This is a genomic window from Solwaraspora sp. WMMA2101 (assembly GCF_049179175.1).
Lineage (GTDB): Bacteria > Actinomycetota > Actinomycetes > Mycobacteriales > Micromonosporaceae > Micromonospora_E.
Map to the genome: position 1 here is coordinate 2,971,906 of NZ_JBMHMA010000006.1, position 19,881 is coordinate 2,991,786.

3 protein-coding genes are annotated in these 19,881 nt (G+C 70.9%); 1 reads left to right on the top strand and 2 read right to left on the bottom strand.

The window, feature by feature from the left end:
- Positions 1-71: 71 nt before the first annotated feature.
- A complete protein-coding gene (locus tag ACN28F_RS14340) occupies positions 72-16,631 on the top strand; it encodes a hypothetical protein (RefSeq protein WP_421358179.1) in 16,560 nt (5,519 codons plus the stop codon).
- A 40-nt stretch (positions 16,632-16,671) separates the two neighbouring features.
- Here ACN28F_RS14340 and ACN28F_RS14345 read toward each other — a convergent pair whose 3' ends face one another.
- Together ACN28F_RS14345 and ACN28F_RS14350 are read right to left on the bottom strand one after the other, a co-directional pair.
- Positions 16,672-17,229: a sigma-70 family RNA polymerase sigma factor gene (locus ACN28F_RS14345; protein WP_289208467.1), complete on the bottom strand. Its 558-nt coding sequence runs from the start codon at positions 17,227-17,229 to the stop codon at positions 16,672-16,674.
- Positions 17,230-17,260: 31 nt separating this feature from the next.
- A complete protein-coding gene (locus ACN28F_RS14350) occupies positions 17,261-19,858 on the bottom strand; it encodes a right-handed parallel beta-helix repeat-containing protein (RefSeq protein ID WP_421358182.1) in 2,598 nt (865 codons plus the stop codon).
- Positions 19,859-19,881: the final 23 nt, after the last annotated feature.

Below are 19,881 nucleotides of genomic sequence, written 5' to 3' on the forward strand. Positions count from 1 at the left end.
TCACTGTGAACCTCCACGCGGGTGCGCCACGTCGAACATGACGACGGCGTCCGGGGCAGCGGGAGGGTCCGGTGGGGGTACGGCCTGGTGACTGGTCACCGCTCACGCTGTCGGGTGACCCCACACCCGGCGATCCGGACGTGCTGCTGCGCGTCGCCAGCTACATGGACGTCATGGCGGGCCACGCCAAGACCGCCGACGACGGGCTCGCGGCGGTGCTGCGGCAGAGCGGCGACGGGGCGTTCGTCGGCAAGACCGCAGACTGGCTGCGCGAACAGATCAGCAAGGAGATGAGCGGGTTCATCGCCGGGGTACGTACCGCCTTCTCCGCCGCCGGGCCGGCCGTCCGCACGTACGCCGAGGCGCTGCGCGAGGCGCAGGCAAAGGCGGACCAGGCGCTGCGCGACGCGGCCGGGGCCGGCGACGACGAGGAACGGATCAACGCCCTCAAGACCACCGCGGAGAACGCCGCCGCGGACGTCAAAACCGCAGCGGGTACGGCTCGCCAGGCCATTCTCGACGCCACCGGCCACATCAAGTCACCCGTGACGCCGAAGTCCGCCTGTGAGGTGTTCTGGGAGATCTTCACCTGGCTGACCCTCATCGTCACCGTGGTCGCGATCTTCGTCGGCGGCCCGCTCGGCCTGATCGCCTTCGCGATGAACGCCGCCCTGGCGGTGAAGGCGACCCTGGACTTCGCCATGGGCAAGACGAACGCGCTGGGTCTGGCGCTCGGCCTGCTCGGGCTGCTCGGCCCCAGCACCCGACCGCTGATCGCCCTCGGCGACCTCACCAAGCTGGCCACCACCGCCTGGCGCAACATCACCCAGTTCAGCCGGAACAGCTTCACCCTGGCGCGCGCCGGCATCAACGACTTCTGGCGGACGGTGTCGACGCTGAGCCTCAGCGGGGCCATGCGCGGCATCGGCGACATCGGGGTCACCCTGGCCAACTCGGTGAAGGTCGGCGCGCTGATGATCCCCCGGATCGTCGGCCCGATGGACGGACTGGCCGCTCGTGGATTCGTGACCCTGGAGAAGTTCACCCTGGTCACCGTCCCGGCGACGGTCGTCCGGTTGGGCACCGTCGGACAGCTGGGTCTGGTCAAGCTCGCGGGTGTGACGGCCGACGCGGGCCGGTTCATCGCCGCCAACGCCGTCAGGTTCGGCAACCTGATGGCGCGGGAGCTGGGCGGCTGGCAATGGCTACGGATCTTCCTGCCCTTGGCCGGTCATGAGATCCGCGCCGTCGGAGTGTCCGGGGCGTTCAAGCTCGGCGTGCTGGGTCGCGGTCTCGGACTGACCCGGTTCGACGGACTCGCGGCGCTCGGCGGCGGTGTCCGGCTCGCCAACGGCCTCACCACGGTGCACGTCGTCAAGCCCGGCGGAGCGCCACCGCCCGCCGGCGGGATCAACTTCAGTCCCAGCGGGCTGCACCTTCCCGACCTGATCGAGAAGCCGCTGATCGGCGCCCCGTCGGCGCAGCAGCTCAGCTTCTCGGCCCGTGGTCTCGACCTGTCCGCGGCACGTGGCGCGCTCGGCCTGCATGACCTCGCGGGGCTACGCGGCGTGCAGAACCTGGACGTACCGATGCCGAGAACGGCCGGCACGGTCACCCCGATCCCCGCGACCAATCTGCCCGGTGCCGCGCACGCGGTCGACCTGGGCCACATCTCCAGGCTCGAGGTACCGACAGTCGGCCCGGTCGTGGGGATGAATCAGGTCAGCATGCCCACGGTGGCCGCGCCGGGCGCGGTGACGTTGCCGAACATGCAGATCGGCAACCTCAGCGCCACCCTGAACCGGGGCGTCGGCGGCGTCGAAGGGCTGGCGGATTTCGGTCGCGCCGAGCTGCGCAACCTGCACATGGGCGAGGTCAGCGCGATCCGGGTCTCGGAGACCGGGGTGGCGTTCAACCTCGGCGCGCCGGAGAAGGCGTTCGGTGACGTCAGTCTGGCCTCGCCCACGCCGACCCCCGTCTCGGCGCTCACCCCGACTCCGACTGGTTCGATCTCGCCGACGGCGCCGACGGGCATCACCCGGGTCGACGCTCCCGCGCCGATCGGGATGCAGCTCGGCAGGACCGCCGACGCGACCACCGTCCACCAGGCGCTGAACCTGCTCGACGAGCCTGGTACGGCCGCGCTCACCGGCCTGCACCGACTCGATCCGCCGACGGTCACCGTGCCCACCAGCCTCAGCCGTGACCTCTCGATGCCCGCCCCGCCCCGCCTGGATCTGGCCGGCGGCCCGTCGCCGCAGCAGCTCAATCACCTGCACGCGGTGGAGCAGCTCAAACAGGCACAGCACGCGCTGGCCAACGTCTCCGGGGATGCGTTGGCCCTGGCCCGCGCCGAAAAGGACGTCCGGGTCGCTGAGGCGCTGGTGCGTAGGACCGCAGACGGAGTCAAGGTCGAAGCCCGCGAGGTATCCAACACCGTCGACAACCCGGCGGCTAACCGCACCGGTACGGTCGCACCAGACCTCGCGGCGGCCAGACCGGCCGCCGACGTGGACCTCGCGGCGGCCAAACCGGCCATGACGGTGGACGAATCGGTGCAGGCGCTGCAGACCCGGCTGGACAACCTGCGCGGCCCGGACGCCCCCCGTACCGATTTCGCCGCGCTGGACCTGGAACATCGGTTCGCCCAGCTGCGCCCGACGGCCTCGGCCGACCTCGCCGAACTGCCTGCGGTCCCCACCCACCGGCCCGGCACCAGCATGGCGGAGCTGGAGAGCCGGCTGGCCGCGCTGCGCGGCACCGATCCGCCCTCCCCGGCGGCCCGCCAGTTGGAGCTTGAACACCGCTTCAACCAGCTCCGACCAGGCGGGGCGGTCGAACATCGCCAGGTCGACCCGGCGATGTTCCCGGACGTCCCCACGATCTCCCCGGCGGAGGCCACCGCCCGCGCGACCGCCGTCGAACGCCTGACCGATCTGGAAGCTCAGCTGGTCGCCGTCCGCGCCGAGGAGACTCCCCTCGATGTCGGTCCGACGCGCCTCGACGACGCCGGGTCTGCGGCCACGCCGCAGTCCGGCACGGGTCGACCGCAGACCCCCGACCAGACGGGTACGCCGGGCCGAGCTGAAGGGCCAACCGGTACGGGTAAAGACGACGGTCTGCTGAACCTGCCCAGCGTGCCACGCACCGATCCGGCGGCCACCCCCGGCGCGGAGGCACTCAGCCAACGGTTGACCGAACTCGTCTCCGACGCGCGGGGTGTCGACCTGCCCGGGTCTGAACTGAGGGTGCTGAGCACCGAGGTTCGTACGGCGATCGAGCAGGGCCGGCACGGTGACGCGGCCCGAGGGCTCAACACGCTGCACGACCGGATCGACCGGCAGGCCCTGTTCCAGCGGCTCGACTCGTACCGGGTGCACGTCGACGCCGGGCATCACCGCGCCGCGCAGCTGGGCATGGACAAGTCGACCTGGTTGCAACACGCCATCGACATCGAACGGGCGACCGCCGCCGGACGCACCTACGAACTGCACCGGCTGCTGAACGACTACGAGAACAGCCTCGCCGGCAAGCTCGCCGAGCAGAAGTTGCACGACCAGGTCGTACCCGACGGCGCGCCGGGCCGGGCTCCGGACGAGGCCGGGTCGACGGGCGACCTCGACGAGTTGCAGGCCCGCCTCGACGCGCTGCGTGGCGACCACACTCCCGACCCGCGACTCGCCGAGCTGGAACTGGAGCTGCGCTTCGCCAACCTGCGCGGCTCCGACGGCCCCGACGTAGCGCTCCCGGCGTTTCCGGAGCCACCCACGGCGCCGCCCACGTTGCCGTCGGGCGGCCTCGACGACCTGCAGAAGCGCCTGGACGCGTTGCGCGGGGACAGCACGCCGGACCCGAACCTGGCCGGCCTGGAACTGCGTCACCGGCTGGACGCGTTACGTGGCGTCGGGCCGGACACCCCACCGGTCAGGATCGAGGAACTGCCCGACGTACCGACGGTGCCGCCCGGCGCCCTCGACGACCTGACCGACCGGCTCGCCGACCTGCGCGCCCACCGGGAGGAAGTGCTCGGCATGCCGCTGGCGGAGCGGGCCGAATGGAGTGCCGAGTTCGCCCGGTCCGGCGACGAGGCCGCCGACGCGGCCGTGCTGGCCCGGTACGAGACGCGCATCGCGGCGTTGGAACGCGAGGCCCGCCTCGCACAGCTGCGCGACGGGACCGGTCCGCTCTCCGCCGACGAGTACCGGACCTGGCAGGACGCGCTCGTCCGGGCCGGCGACAATCAGGCCGACATCGATCAGGTGCTGTCCCGCTACGCCGCGCGGCTCGACGAGCACCGGCTGGACAGCACCACCCAGATCAACGTCGCGCTCACCTCCCCGGACCACCTCCGCCCACTCGATTCCCGCCTGGACGAGGCCCTCGGCGGGCTGTCCCAGGGCCTGCGCAACGACACCGCGGCGCGCTACACCACCCTCGGCGACCGGTTGGCCCAGCTACGCGGAGCCGACGCCACCGCGGTGTCCGGTCGGGCCGCAGACGAGCTACCGTCGCCCGGGCCGCAGGCTGCCGACTCGACGATCGGCCACCGGCTCGATGAGTTGCCGAGCCCGCCGCGCGACCTGCCGACGACCAGACCGGACCCGAACGCGGCGGACGCGGCGACCGGAACGAAGCTCACGGAAACCCCGGCGATCACCCCATCGGCGGAGACGCCTGCAGTCACCAAATCGGCGGAATCGCCGACGGCAACGAAGCCGCAGGACGCACCGGCCCGACCGACGCCGACGGCTGGCGACGAGGTCCTCGAACTGCCGGCACCGCGCCGCGTCGCCGACGATGCCTCCGCCACGCAAGCCGAGAAGCTGGTGACGCCGCCACGCGATCTGCTCGGCGACGGCCGACCCACCGGCCCGGCCCGGGTGATCGAGGTGGACGCCGAACGGTGGACGCCGTTCAAGGACGCGTTCCGCATCGAGCCCACCACCCCCGGCCAGCCGCCGAAGGTCACCCGGCCGCCGGCCAGCGGCGAGCGGGTCGGCGTCGGCTACCGCCTCACCGTCACCGAACAGGACATGCACGTCGCGCTCAAGCTGCACCTCGATGCCGCGCCCGGCGTCACGGCACGAGAGATCGCCGAGGTGAAGGCGCGCACCGTCGAAGGGCTGCAGCGGTACGTCAACGCACCCCAGCAGCACCTGCCGGGCTGGGACGTACCGATGCGGGTGACGGTGGACTTCGTCGACGACCCGGCCGATGCGCGCGGCACCATCACGGTCGCCCCGGCCGGCACGCAGATGTCCCAGCAGACCTGGGCGGCCGGCGCGTCGCCGGCCAAGTACGCCCACGAGATCGTGCACCAGCTCGGCGTGAAGGACAGCACGGCGCCGCCGAACGCGTTGCTGCGCGACACCCACCAGCCCGAGCACGGCGATCTGATGGGCAGCCACCCGCACGGCGTCGACGACTTCGTGTTGACCCCTCGGGCCCTCAGCCAGATCGCTGCGGTGCTCTCGCCGTACTTCTCGGGATCCACCGCCGCGCGGCCGGCGCCGGACCCGCTCACCGGCCACCTCGCCGAGGAGTTCTGGGCCTCCGGCGTGGACATCCCTCCCCCGGTCACCGAGGAGGCCGTGGCGCCCGCCCCAGCCAGGACGGTGTCCACCCCGTCGGGCCTCGCACCGGCGCCGCTGGCGGCCGTCGTCACGAGCAGCACCACGCCCAGGATCACCGTGACCGCGCCGGACGAGAGCATCGAGATGACGGTCCTGGCGCCGATCACGATGGTCGACAGCCCGCTGCCGGGCCTCTACAAGACCCGACCCGACCTGCTGTACACGTCGGAGACCATCGACGACCTCGACGGCCTGATCCGTGGACTCGAACAGAGCGTCGCCGACGCGGTGCGCGCCCGGGTGGCCGAGAAACTGCCGTTGGTGCCGGGGCTGTCGAAGCTCTCGGTGCAGACCGACGAGATCGGGCAGGCGCTACGCGACGATGGCAAGTCGTTCTTCACCACCGGTGGCCGTAGCTTCGACGTCCGCGACGGGCTGTTCGGTTGGCACCGGGTCACCGTCGTACCGACCTGGTCGCCGGCCGAGGCCAAGGTCATCGACCAGTCCGAGGACAAGGCGAAGTTCGACACCCGCAGTGACCAGTCCGCGGGAACCAAGCACGGGTCCACCAGCGGCGGCTCCGGGTCGGTCGGCGCCGGCACGATGTTCCCGCAGCGGGTCGGCTACGGCGCCGGCGGCTCCGTCGACGTCGCCCTCTCCCGGCCGCTGGAGTCGTTCGAGGACGGCGTCAAGCTGACCGACTCGCACAACGTCCGCAGCGGGTCAGCCTCCCACCTGGTGGCCGCGCCGGTCGGCTTCTCGGTCGTCGTGACGGACCCGGCCAGGCCGCTCACCGGCCCGAAGGCCGCCGATCGGCACGTTGGCGAACCGGTCCGGGCCGACGTGACGTTCCGCAGCGTCGACGACATCGCCAAGGCCACACCCCGCGAACCTGACTGGCTCACGGTCGACCCGAGCAAGCACACGTCCATGCTGGTCGAGAACTTCACACCGGTACGCATCCTGCGTGCGGACATCGGTCTGGCCGAGGGCGCCGACCCGACGGGGACCTGGAACGACGTGGTCGAGGATCTACTCGTCCTGCTGCAGCCCACCAAGGCCGTCGGGCCAGGCACTCTTGGGTCAGGGCAGGCCCGTGGCCTGTTCAAGGAGTCCGCCGTGCTCGGCAACCTCATGCCGGCCCTGGACACCGTCGTCCATCCGCCGACGATCACCAGCACCCACGGCGCGCACGCACTGTCACTGGAACTCACGGCGAGCGTGCCGAAGCTGTCCGTCCTGGCCGACGTCGCCAAGACCTCCTTCCGCTGGCAGCCGGGGCAGAGCGAGGCGACGAAAGTGGCCCATTCCAGCCGGGTCGGCATGGGCCTCTCTCTGGTTCCCGCCCGGTGGGCGTTCGGCCCTGGATACGTGCAGGCCCGACTCTTCGGTGGCTTCATCCGCTCGATGACCGCCTCCGCCAGCCAGGGCGGCACGTCCCGGACCGGTACCGAGTTCAAGGACATCGCCAACGTCCTGGTGGAGGCACACTTCCGGGTCACCGTCAACGCCGGGCTACGCGAGGTGCCCGGCAGCCGGTTGTTCGGCGAGGGCACCGTCGCACCGGTCACCGTTGATCTGGTGGTGCTCGGGCACCTACCGGCGGTTCGGGTCGCCCAGCTGCTCAATGACAACAGCGTGCTCGTCCCGTCCCCGACCCAGTGGTACGTGCCGCCGTACGCGCTCAGCGGTGGCGGACGGTCGGTGATCTACGGACTCAGCGGGTTCCAACAGCTCTATCTGGATGTGAACGGGCTGATCCGCCGCATCGAGGGTGGCTTCCTGCCCGAGTTCGGCACGTCCGGCAAGGTCAAACGGATGGCTACCAGCCGTGCCGCGATCGAACGGCAGGCCAACCAGGACGCGTTGGACCGGGCGCTGTCCATGCCCGGGTTGCGGCAGGGCAAGGGTGCCCTGTTCAAGACCGGTCTGATCGCCAGTCTCAGTCGCACCAAGAAGATCGGCACTCGGCACGTCATCGTGCACGTGACCGCCAGCTACACCAGAGCCTTCCAGCACCTCGGCACCAGCAAGGGCGACGCGGTACGGACCACTCACACCGACGCCTTCCAGGGAAAGATCAGCGCCGGCAGCCAGTGGCGAGGCGCCGTGGCGTTCGAGGGCGGTGGCGTCTTCCGGCTCACCGGCAGCACGGCCGGCGCGTTCGTACCTGGGGGCGCGGTGGAGGTACGTGGCCGATTCGATCGACGCAGCGGCGCGCAGCTCGGCGGCCAGGAAAGCCGACTCAACGGCGGCACCCCGGACTCCCAGGCGTTCGGCAACGACCTGCAGATCACCGTGCAGGTGTACGCGTACACGAAGCGTCTCGGCCCGGACCCGAAGTCCCGGGTCAGGTTCGGGCGGGTGATGCACCAGCGGCTGCCTCGGCCGGCCACCGACTCGGGCAGGGTGGTGAACCCGACCCACGAGCCGGCCGCCCTGGTCGCCGGAAAGAAGTTCACCCGGTTCCGACTGGTCGAGACCCGTCCGGTCACCGTACAGTTCGACAACGCCTCGGTGCTGGCCCAACCGGTCAGTCTGCCGACCACGTTGACGCCACGGCCCGATCCGTTGGCGGTGGACCGACGGACCCAGCTCAAGCTGGACGAGCTGCGTGACTGGGTCGACGCGGGACCGAAGTCGACCGTCAACCGCTGGCTGTCGGTAGAGGACTTCCCGGGTAGCACCTTCATCACCGCGCTTGCCAGGGATGCGCTGCACGCCGCCCAGCAGTACACCGACGCCGTGTCGCGCACCAAGTTGGGCGGCCTACGCGGCACGGACGGGCTGGCCGAGGGGATGCCGGTCTGGGCCAACATGATCGACCGGCTTGGCGAGTCGCGACAGAGCCACGGCCTTGCCGTGATGCTCGACGGCGTGTGGCACGTGGACAAGGTCACCTCCGCCGAGGAGGGCGCGGCCACCGACCTGGCCATCGCGGCCGTATTGACCAACCCGAAAGTGCTGCCGGCGTACGCCACCATCACCAACGAATCCGCCTCGGTCGGCTCGGTCGAGATCAGCGCCGACAAGACCGTCGAGAAGCAGTTCGCGATGCGCGCCAACTTCTCGGCGAACGTCCGGCGCGTCGGCACCAGCACCAGCACCACCCACGGTGGCGGCGCGGTCTTTCCCGCCACGTACGAGAAGGTGCTCTACGCCGGATCAAAGCGCGACACCGAGAGCATCAGTGGCGCGATCGAACGCAACGCCAACAACCGCAAGGGAAAGCAGCGGTCGTTCCTGGTCGCGTTCGACATGCGGGTGTCTGCGGCGGTGGAGATCACCAACGATCCGGACCGGTACGCCGCCATCCCACAGTCCCTGCGCAGCGGCGAGTGGTTGCATCACCACAAGTCGGTGGCCCGGCACGGCACCATCGCCAATGCGATCTTCCTGCGGCTGTCCGCCGCCACCATGGTGAAGCTCGGCCTGCTGCCGAAGTTGGCCGGAGACCCAGGCATGATCAGCCAACCGTGGTTGCCGACGATGCCTCCGACCCTGACCATGCTGCCCGGACGCAGCATCGGCCTGGGCCTCTACACCTTCGACGGGACCCCGACCCTGACCGAGTCGATGACCACCGTGCTCCGCACCGAGGCGGCCAAACTCGGCCCCGACAGGGGCATGGTCAAGAGCCTGCTCGACATGGTGCAGGGCCGGATCACGAACCGGTCGATCGGCAAGATCTCCGATTCGCTCTCCGGCCCGGGGCTGCACGACCCGATGCTGAACCGCCGTCGCCTGCTCTACCTGTTCACCGCCGACGGGCAGGCGCAGCACTGGTCCGCCATGACCGACGGCGGGGTGTCGGTGCTGCACATGAAGCCCGGCCGGATGACGCAGCGCTCCTGGGACGTACGGCTGATCGCCGAGCCCGTCGGCGAACCGACGGTCCTCGGCTTCGTCGCCGACCACGACGACCTGGACATCAAGACCACACACACCAGCGAGCAGGGCGTCACCAGACAGCGGATGCACGGCAGCACCTCCACCATCGGAGTCGCTGGCACCGGCGTCTCGAACCACCAGGGCGAGAACCTCGCGGTCGGCCTGGGAGACACCGTCGGGCAGGTGTCCCAGGTGCTGAACGCACAGAGCGACGGCTCCACGACGATCGACACGAACCTCAGTTCCGGTCGCGGGATCAAGGCCAAACTGGAGATCCCCACCAGGTACACCCTGGCCGTCTTCGACAATGGCGAGCGCGTCGACGGCGACCTGCTGGTCATCCACGACAAGGTGGTCCAGGACCGGTGGGCCGACGATCTCCGGCCGCCACGGTCCACCCCGGCGGGTACGCCCGTGCCCTATGAGGTCGTCGCGCCGGAGAAGCCGGCACCCGGCTGGCGGACGCACAACGGAATGCCGCTGCCGCCGCGGTTCAGCGCCGAGGACCTCAACCCGGTCGCCCAGGTGCAACGCCTCGTCGCGGACCTGTTGGCCGATGCCGCCAAGCGGCTCAAGACAACGGGGTACGCCGGCGCGCATCAGATCCACCAGAGCCTCACCCCGGAGATCCTGCTTCCCGGCCTGCCGAAGCTCATGACCGAAGCGGGCCTGGACCTGCCACCGGCGGTCAGCGCCCAGATCTTCGGGCAGAAGGCGGCGATCAACATCAAACTGCTGCCCGAGAGCGCCTCGCTCGGCGGCGTCAGCTCCGGCGTCTACCGGGAACACGCACCACAGCGCAGCGGTGGCTACAGCGCCGGCACCAGCGTCATCACCCAGAACCTGCGGATCCCCCGCATTCCGCTGATCGGCCGGGGCTTCGCCGACGACCCGTACCAGGCGTTGGAAGCCGGCGGCCCCGGCGTCGCCGCCGGTGACACCCAGGCCGCTGACGAGAGCGGCGGCAACGCCACCAGCGACCTGGGCAACGTCAAGCCGGAAAGCCGCTCGGCCTCCGTCGACTACCTGAGCCGGGTCGAGATCACCGTCTCGCTGTCGTACTCGCTGGCACCAGCCAAGACGGTCACCAGCTCCAGTCAGCCGGACGAGTTGGTGAACGTCTCGTTGCGGATGGGCCTGCATGACGCCCGGACGGCGCTGCACATCCCGAAGGACGGCACAGCGCAAGCCAAGGACTCGCCCGGCCGGATCGCCGCCTTCGACGAGATCGTCGACCATGAGGCGAAGCTGGCCAAGGCGGCGGAGAACTTCGTTTCCGCAGCGGACAAACTCGACCAGGCCCGCTACGACGCGTACACGGCCCCGGAGGGCAGCCCCGCACGCGTCGCCGCCGAGGCCACCTTGCCCGGGTTGCACGAGGACTGGGACCGGGCCGGTAATGCCTGGTGGGAACTGTTGCAACGGCACCACCAGCTACTGGACGACTTCCGGCACCGGTACGTCGGAGTCCCCAAGGGCACCTCGGGCACCGACGCGGCCGCCCTCGCCAAGCACATCCACACCAACAGTGGTTCCCAACCGACCGGCACCGCCACACACCAACTTTCGACCGGCACCACCACACACCCACCGGCGACCGGCATCACAGGAAGACCGACGGACGGGCCGCAGGTACTTCCGACCCCGGGCGGCGGGTACTGCCAGCTCTACTCCACTGTCGGCAGCGCTCCCGAGTTGGTCAGCGCTCAGCTCGCCGCCGCAGGGCTCGGCTCGCCTGCCCTGCACGCCTGGCTCGGCGACCCAGCGGCCGTCCGTGCACAGGTCACCGCCTGGGCTGCCCACGGGGGTGGGTTGGTGCCGTCGACCAGCCAACTCGGTCAGGCGGCAGAACTGCTCCGCCGCCTGGTCGAACGGTATCTGCAGACCGTCGGCCCGGACGGCGTGCCAGCGGCAGCGCTGGAGGGGTACCGGAACAACCGGGTGCTGCAGTTGCGCACCGAGGTGGACGCGATGAACCGCGACACCCTGCTGGGCCGGCTGCGGGACGCGGGGATCACGAGCCTGTGCGACCCCGGCCTGCCACCGGCCACGCAGATGCGCGATCTCTACCTCGGTCAGCGGACCGCCGACCTGGTCGCCGCAGGGTGGGACCCGGCGGAAGCCCGCGCCCATGCGGAAGGCCAGGTGCCTCTCAAGCCCACGACGGACGGCTCACCGCCCCGCAACCTGGCCGACGAGGCGCTCTCGATGCGGGCCATGTTCGACTACCTCACGGCCAGCGGTCATCCCGTCGGACTCCAGGCACTCACCGACGGCACGCTGCGCGACCAGCTCGTGACGCACCTGCTCAGCCCGCTGCGACCGGCCGACGCCAGCGAGTTCGCCGCCCTCTCCGAGGCGGTCCGACACTGGGAAGTCCACTGGCAGGATCCGGTCGGTGAGGCATTCGCGGGTCTGTTGGCGGCCGCGTTGGACGCCCGGATACGCATCCACGCACCCGGACACACTCAGACGCTCGGCCGCGACTCCGCGCCCCTGGTCGACGTGTACCGGCGGAGCGACCACTACCAGGCGATGGTCAGGCAACAACCTGCCCCGGTGGAGTCGGCACCACCGGGCAAGCAGCCAGCGGGCAAGCAGCCAGCGGTCGAGTTGGACCAGCTGAGCGGCCCTGCCGTCGAACCGAAGGGCGCCAAACCGTTCGAAGTCGATCCGCCCGGTCCGGCCGGCGGGCAGAGCATCAGCGGAGACACGCTGCGAAACCAGCAGGTGCGTGTCAACCCGGCCTGGATGCCGCTGTCCGACTTCACCCCCGAAATCTACGCCGGCCGGCCGGACGCCCACTGGCACTACGTCGTCACAGAATCCGACGACATCATGATCGGCAGCGAGGAGATTCTCACCGTCGTCTCCGCCAAGCAGCTCGACGACCTCCACGCCGCGATGCGCACGAAGCACCCCGACCTCACTCTCGACCAGCTCAGGAACAGCATCAACCAGCAAGGCCACCCCACCATCGGCGTACGCTTCGACAACGAGGGCCGCGCCTACGTGGGCAAGGGACGAATCAGTGGCGAACTACGCCGTGACCCGGCCACCGGACGATGGATCGTCGACGACAAGTCCGGCCGCTACATGAGTGAGAAGATCCGCCCCGGACTCGACCCCGCCGACGTCAAACGCTGGCTCGACGGCGTTGCCACAAGACTGAGCGAACAGATGGGCGTACCCGTCGAAGCCCGCCCCTACAAACACACCACCACCGCACCAAAAGTCACCCAAGCCACCGCACCACCACCGGCACCGCCGGAACAAGCGACGGCACCGCCGGCACAAGTGACTGACCCGCCGACGGCTGTACCCACCACTGTCGCCAGGACGACCGACGCCGCCCCGCCAGTGGACGATCTGCGCATGCGATGGGTGGAGTTCAAGGCGCAGCGTATGCAGGCCGAAGGTACCGACCCGGTCGCGTCCACGATCCTCGCCAACGGATTGACGGCCGACCGCGAGACGATGCTGGCCGATCTGGCGACAGAGCACGCCCACCCCCACGAACACACCGCGCCACCACCCTCGGCCACCGAAGCCGCGCCACCCGGACCAGCGGGTACGGTCTCTCAGAGCATCCCGCCCGCAACGCTCGACTCGTCGCTGGTACCGACGAGCGACAGGACTGACGGACGAGCCAGCTCCGCACCGGTTACCGGGGACAAGGAGGTGCCGTCGCGCGCCGCCGTGGAACCTCCGGCGGTCGCGGATGAAGCGCGCGAAACGGTCGGTACCGCCCCCGACCCCGAGCCCACAGCGATCGCCAGCGGCCAGCAGCCGGCGGCCGGAACCCAGGTCGGGCAGGAGGCCCTCCCGCCTGCGCGGCAGACCGGAACCACCGAGGCGGTACGGGACGCGGAGCCGGCGACGGACGGCGGCCGGGTCCTGCACCCCGTTCCGTCCACCGCTCCCGATGCCGTGGTCGTTCCGCCCGGCGGGTCCGAGCTGGCAGACGTCCCGGATCTGGCACATCCGTCGACCGGCGGCGGCTCCGCCCCGAGCCAGCCAGGTGGTGATCGTGCCGACGACACGACTCCGACGGTTACGCAGGACAGCGCGCAGACCGGTCCGGCGAACCAGCAGGGCGCGGGCAGCGAACCGACGCTGAGGCTGCGGGGCGGCGGCTCGGGCGGGTCGCTGCCGACCCTGATGAGCCTGTTCTCGGGCGCTCGGGCGCGTAGCGGGATGTTCACTGCCCCGGACGCCGCCCATTTCTACGAAGAGGCAAAGCGGATCGGCTGGAACGCAGCGGGCGACGACCGCGTCGCGCAGGCACTGCACAGGTTGGGCCGGCAGACCGGGCTGCGGTCGGCGCAGGACAAGGCCCGGGAGTTCGTCTGGCATGTCGTCACCACGGGTACGCCCGTTCAACCCGACATCGTGATCGACGACTCGCATCTCTTCGAAGCGGAGGTGCACGGACAGACCATCCAGGTCCGGGCCAGTGTGGAGGAGGACCCGGCGGGTCGGGTGGTACGGGTGGTGCGTGCGCAACCACCGTTGCCGCTCGACACCCACGTGGCCGCCCTCGTACAGGCAGGGTGGACGGTGGTGACCGGCGACGGCGGCACCACCATCGACCCTGATGCCCAGCTGGTGCACGTCGACCCCGCCGACGCGCAGGTGCACTCGGCGCTGCACGACATTCAGCAGATCGCCACCGACTCGCTCGGCGCCACCCACCTTGCCTACACCAACCGCGTTCTGGGGGCGGAGGCGCTCCTCGCTGAGGTGCCGACGTTGGTGGAGCAGGACAACAGACGGCTTGTCGACAACGAAATGGGCAGCGTGATGGACGCCTGGCGGCGCCTCGACCGCCGGATGAGTTGGCTGCTGCACACGCCCAGGCCACGCGGATACGAACGGCTGGTGCAGATGCCCGCCGGGCATCACGCCAATGCCTCCTTCGAGCGCTGGCGCTGGCAGTTGCGGCTGCGGTACGACCTGGACGCCGACCGTTCGCGGGATGTGCTGGTCCACGAGAAGTTCCACTCGACGCAGGAAGCGACCGTGGCACGGTGGCGGGTGGCCGAGACCGGCGACCCGGGCGTGCTGGCTGGGCTGATCAAGGATCCGGAGGTGCAGCGCGAGCTACTGGAGGGGCCGGAGAGCCAGCTCGACGCTTCGCAGCGGGAGGTGGCGGAGCTGCTGTCGCGGCACGGGCTGAATCACCCCGACCGGGCCGCGATCTACCAGCTTCTCGCTGAGCGAAGCGATCTGATGGCCCAGATGCGGCGGTGGTCGGCAGCGGCAGCGGACAGCGCGGCCGGCGAGCGGCTCCGAGAACGCGTGCAACGTGCGGCGAGCCAGGTCGGAACACTCGAGTGCACGGTATGGGCCCTGTACCTGAGCCTGTTGCATGAGGCCCAGGCTTTCCTACTGGGCCTGTGGATCCAGGAGGCCGGGTCGGTGCACCGTTGGGGGGCGGCGGCCGCTCAGCTGCCCCCGACCGACGGGTACGACAGCATCCCCCTGGGCACCCCGGACAAGTACCCCCACATGCCCGCCGGGGCCGCAGGGGTCTTCCTCCGACCGTCGTCCTCGACGACGCAGGCGCCGACCCGGCTGCCACGACGGGAGGGCATGCTCCTGGTGGTTCAGGTCACCGACGCCGCCCAGGCCGACCGCGTGCTGCGCCGGCTGCGGGACGACCTACCTGCGGGAACCATGGTGGAGTTGCTGACTGCCGCGCCGATCAGCGCCCTGCGGGCGGTGGAACTCGCCCAGGTGCTGGGCGGCGATCGGGTGCTCGCGCTCGACGTCGACCTGGTCGAGCCGACCGGGGCGGTGGCGGATCACTTCGTGGCCCGCAGTCGGGATCACCGTCCCTCCCTCGGCCCCGGGGCCCGCTACTACACGGTGCACACCGAACCGCAGCAGTCCGTACTGGACTTCGAAATGGTCGCCGTGCACCGCGTCGGCCCGGGCCGGCACCAGCTGATGCCGGGTTGGCATGTGCAGACGGTCGGCCAACGGGTGTGGATCGGGCCGGCGGACGAGTCGCCGGCCGTACTCGACGACGACCCGCCAGTGGTGATCGGGCTGCCGTCCCGGCAGACCCCGTGGCCGGTATGGGTGCTCGGGACGTGGATCGGCCGCGCCCTGGCCAGCCACGTCGGCGCCACGACCGAATCGGGATTCGTGCGGGTGCATCGGCCGGAGCCCCGACCCGTGGTGCTGCCGGAGGCCACCGGCGACCTGCTGCATCCGGTCAGCGACGTCGAGCGTCGGACCGTCGCGGTGGCCTTCGGATCGGCGGCGGTAGTGGACGAGGTCGGCCACTTACCAGCGGCGACGGGCGGCCCCGACCTCGGTTTCACCGGTCACGACCTGGTTGCCGGGCTGCTGGACGTGGCGGGTGCCGCAGCGGCCGAGCAGAATCCGTCGGTCCTGGTCGCGGCGCTGGACGGGCTGGCCGCGCGGCTCGCGGCGGTCGCGCCGGCGACGGGCGCGGTGGGCGAGCAGGCCGCCCGGCACAACCTGCTTGCCGCCGGCTACCTGGTGGCCCGCGCGCACGGGGTGTTCGAACTGACGCCGCAGCGCCTGGCGGCGGCGTACCGGGTGCTGGCGGCATACCACGACGACGGCCGGTTCCTCGCCGGAGAAACCGCGCTGGAACAACTGCTACGCAGCGTCAACTCCGACTGGTACGGCGATGTCGATCCCACGCGGCTGCAGCGGCTGCTGGAGCTGAACCAGAACGGTGGCCTGGACAAGGACGACCTGGAAGATCTCATCGAACGGGACGACATGTGGCTGTCGATCTGGCTACGTGATCTCCAGCCGATCGACCACGCGGCCGGTGTCTGGTCGATGGGCGGCACCGGCCTGAGCCCGGTCCCGCCCGCCGCCGAAGGCGAACTGGTCGTCGTCTACCGGGCCGGACCAGACCTGCTACCGCTGCCACCGGCCGGCTCCCCGGCGCATACCTGGGTCCCGACCGGGCCTGCGCTGCTGGCGCAGCTCGGCGGCATGCTGGGCCGGTACCTCGGCGAGGGGGCCTGGATCCGGCTCGTTCCGGTGGTCGACGAGCCGGTCGACCCTGACCTGGCTGGTCGCCTCGCGGAGGGCCTCGCCGCGCTGCACCGGCGACGAGCCGACCGCATCACCCTGGGCGCGCCGGTGGAGCCATCCGTCGACATCCGCAAAGCGTGAAGATGCGGTCCGGCTGGCGACTCCGGGCCGACGGGAATCCTCAGGCCGCGTTGCCGGTCACGCCGTACCGGCTCAACACGCGTTGCAGTTCCCGGGTGGCGTTGTGGGTGCGTGACTTGACGGTCCCCGGGGGTACGCCCAGCAACCTGGCCACCTCGCGGTGCGTACGGTCCTGGTAATAGACGAGGAACAGCGCCTCACGGTGCACCGCCGAGAGGCTACGCAGCGCGGGGCCCAGCGTCGCCCGGTCCAGGGCGGCGTCGTACAGGCTCTCCGCCGGCTGCCAGGCGGTGGCCGTGACCTCCTCGGCGACCTCGGCGGGGCGGGCCGTCACCCGCCGGGCCTGGTCGATGCTGAGGTTGTGGGCGACCCGCGACAGCCAGGCCTGTGGCGACCGGGAGCTGGCCACCGAGGCGAGATTGCGCCAGGCCCGCAGCAGCGTCTCCTGGACCAGGTCCTCGGCACGGTGCGGATCGCCGGGCACCAGACGCCGGGCGTACCGGCTCAGCAGCGGTCGGCTCTGCGGCACCAGCACCCGCTCGTACCAGGTCACCAGTTCGGCGTGGGTCGGCTGACGATCGCCCTCGGTGGTCTCCATCGGACACCTCATCTCTGGCCGCAGGAACCGGTCAGGCCACCGAACTGGCGGCGGGTACGTCGGACGCGGTGAGCCGCAGCAGGTCTTCGGTTGACGGGTCGACGAGATCGGCGACCCGCTGCGCCTGGTGTTCGGTCATCCGTTGAAAGACCTGCCGCGCGGCGCGACCGTTGCCGAACCCGTGGCCGTGGTCGATCGCGGCGAAGAGGTCGTGTACGGCGGCACGCGCGTCGTCGGCGAGCTGGTACTCGTGCTGTCGGCACTGGGCCTCGACGATGGCGGTCAGCTCGGTGGACCCGTAGTCCTCGAAGGTCAGCGTCCGGGAGAACCGGGACGCCAGGCCTGGGTTCGAGGCGACGAAGCGGCTCATCTCCAAGGGGTAGCCGGCCACGATCACCACCACGTCGTCGCGGTAGTCCTCCATCAGTTTGACCAGCGTGGCGATCGCTTCCTGCCCGAAGTCGTTGGTGTGACCCGGCGGGACCAGCGAGTAGGCCTCGTCGATGAAGAGCACACCGCCGAGGGCCCGGCGGAAGACGGCCTGGGTACGGGGGCCGGTGTGCCCGACGTACTCGCCGACCATCGTGGTCCGGTCGGCCTCGACGAGGTGGCCGCGCTCCAGCATGCCCAACGCGGCGAGCAGCCGGCCGTAGAGGCGGGCCACGGTGGTCTTGCCGGTGCCGGGATTGCCGGCGAAGACCAGGTGCCGGCTCAACGGCGGCGCGGCGAGCCCGGCCTCCCGGCGCCGGCGTACCGTCTGCATGAGTTTGATCTGTGCCTGCACATCCTGCTTGACCCGGTCCAGGCCGACCAGCGACTCCAGCTCGGCCAACAGTTCCGGCAGGTCCGCCTCGGTAGGTCGGGCCGCCTCGGTCGGGGCTGTCTCGGTCAGCGACCCACCGGCCGCCGAAGCCCCGGCCATCGCCGGAACGCCGGGTTCACCGCTGGCGGCGAGCGCGGTCGGCGGCAGCAACGACCTGGCAACCTCGGTCAGCCGGATCTCCTCGAAGACCGGCTTGGCCTGCGGGTCCACGTCGACGTCGAGTTCGGTGTCGCGGATCCGGGCACGCACGACGGCCGGCGTCGCCCCGGCACCGACGTGGATCGCCGGGTACGCGCTGTCGGTGAAAACGCAGTCGACGTACCGGCCACCGCCGCCCTCGGCGACGAACAACGCGTTCTTCGCGCCCGCCGTGCACGACGTGCCGGTCACCTGCGGGCTGGCCCCGGTCCACACCACGATGCCGGAGCCCTCGGCGTCACGCACCGTGCATCGATCGATGGTCCCCCTGCTGTCCTGCTCGAAGACGATCCCGGCGGTGCCGGCGCGGTCGATCCGGCAGTCGGTCAACTCCACGGTGGCACCGACGCCGACCTGAACGCCGGCCCTGCCGCTGGCGTCGACCACGCATCCGGTCAGCCGTACCGGCCGGTCCGCACCGACGACCACCCCGTTGCGGTTCGCGGCCAGCACGGTGCCCGTGGCCGTCACCTCGGCGCTGTCGGCGGTGCTCACCCCGGCGAGCCCACAGCCGCGCACCCAGCCGCCGGTCAGCTCGACGCTGCCGGTTCCGATGGCGTGCAACCCGTGCTCCGCCGACGGACCGACCAGGGCACCGGTGGCGGTCAGTCGGCCGGCACCGCCGACGTGCAGCACGCTGTAGGTCGAGTCGCCCAGCGCGGTGTCGGTGACTGTCACCGATCCGTGGTCGGTGACGAGGATCCCGTTGCCTGCGCAGTCGCGCACCGACCCGGCGAAGATGCCGACCTCGGCCTGGTCCCGGCACACCACACCGGTCGCGCCCGCGCGCCCCACGTCGCAGCGGGTCAGTACCAGCTGCGACCGGTCGGCGGCGACCACTCCCGCAGCGGCCGGGTCGGTCAGCCGGCATCCGGTGAGCTCCACCCGGGCCGATCCGAAGGCGAACACCGAGTCTGCGCCGCTGCGGCTCACGGTGACGTCCCGCCCGATGACCGACGCCGACTCCTCGGCGCGGAGCCCGTTGCGTCCGGCTGCGACGACCGTGCAGCGGACCAGTTCGATCCGGGCGGTGCCACGGGCCCGTACGCCGGAGCCGGTTACCGAGTCGATCCAGGTGTCCTGCAGGGTCGTCTGCGCCGACTCGCCGGCCACCACACCTATGCCGTCGATGTCGGTGACGACGCACCGTTCGAGCCGGACCACGGCGTCGCCGGTGGCGTACAGCCCGGCCAGCCGGGCACCGGTCAGCCGGCAGTCGCGCAGCACCGCGTCGGCGTTCCCGGTGATCTCGATCCGGCCGCCACGCAGTTGGCAGCCGACGAGTTCCACGCTGCCGCTCTCGATCCGCAGCAGCGGCTCACCGGAGTCGCCGCCGACCAACGTCAGATCGGTCAACGTCGCCGCGGCGGTGATCCGTACCGAGGTACGCAGCAGCACCGACACGCTGCCCGGCCCCTGCTCGGCCCGGACCCGCGCCGCAGTGTCGACGAGCAGTTCCTCGTGGTAGAGACCGGGCGCCACCAGCACGGTCTGCCCACCCGACGCTGCCCGCAGGCCGGCCGCGATGCTCTGCGCGGCACCTCGTTCGCCGGGTGCCACCCGGACGACGTTCGGGTCGGCACCCGGCCGGCGGACCTTCAGTCGCACCGTCGTTCACCCCAGCCGGAGAC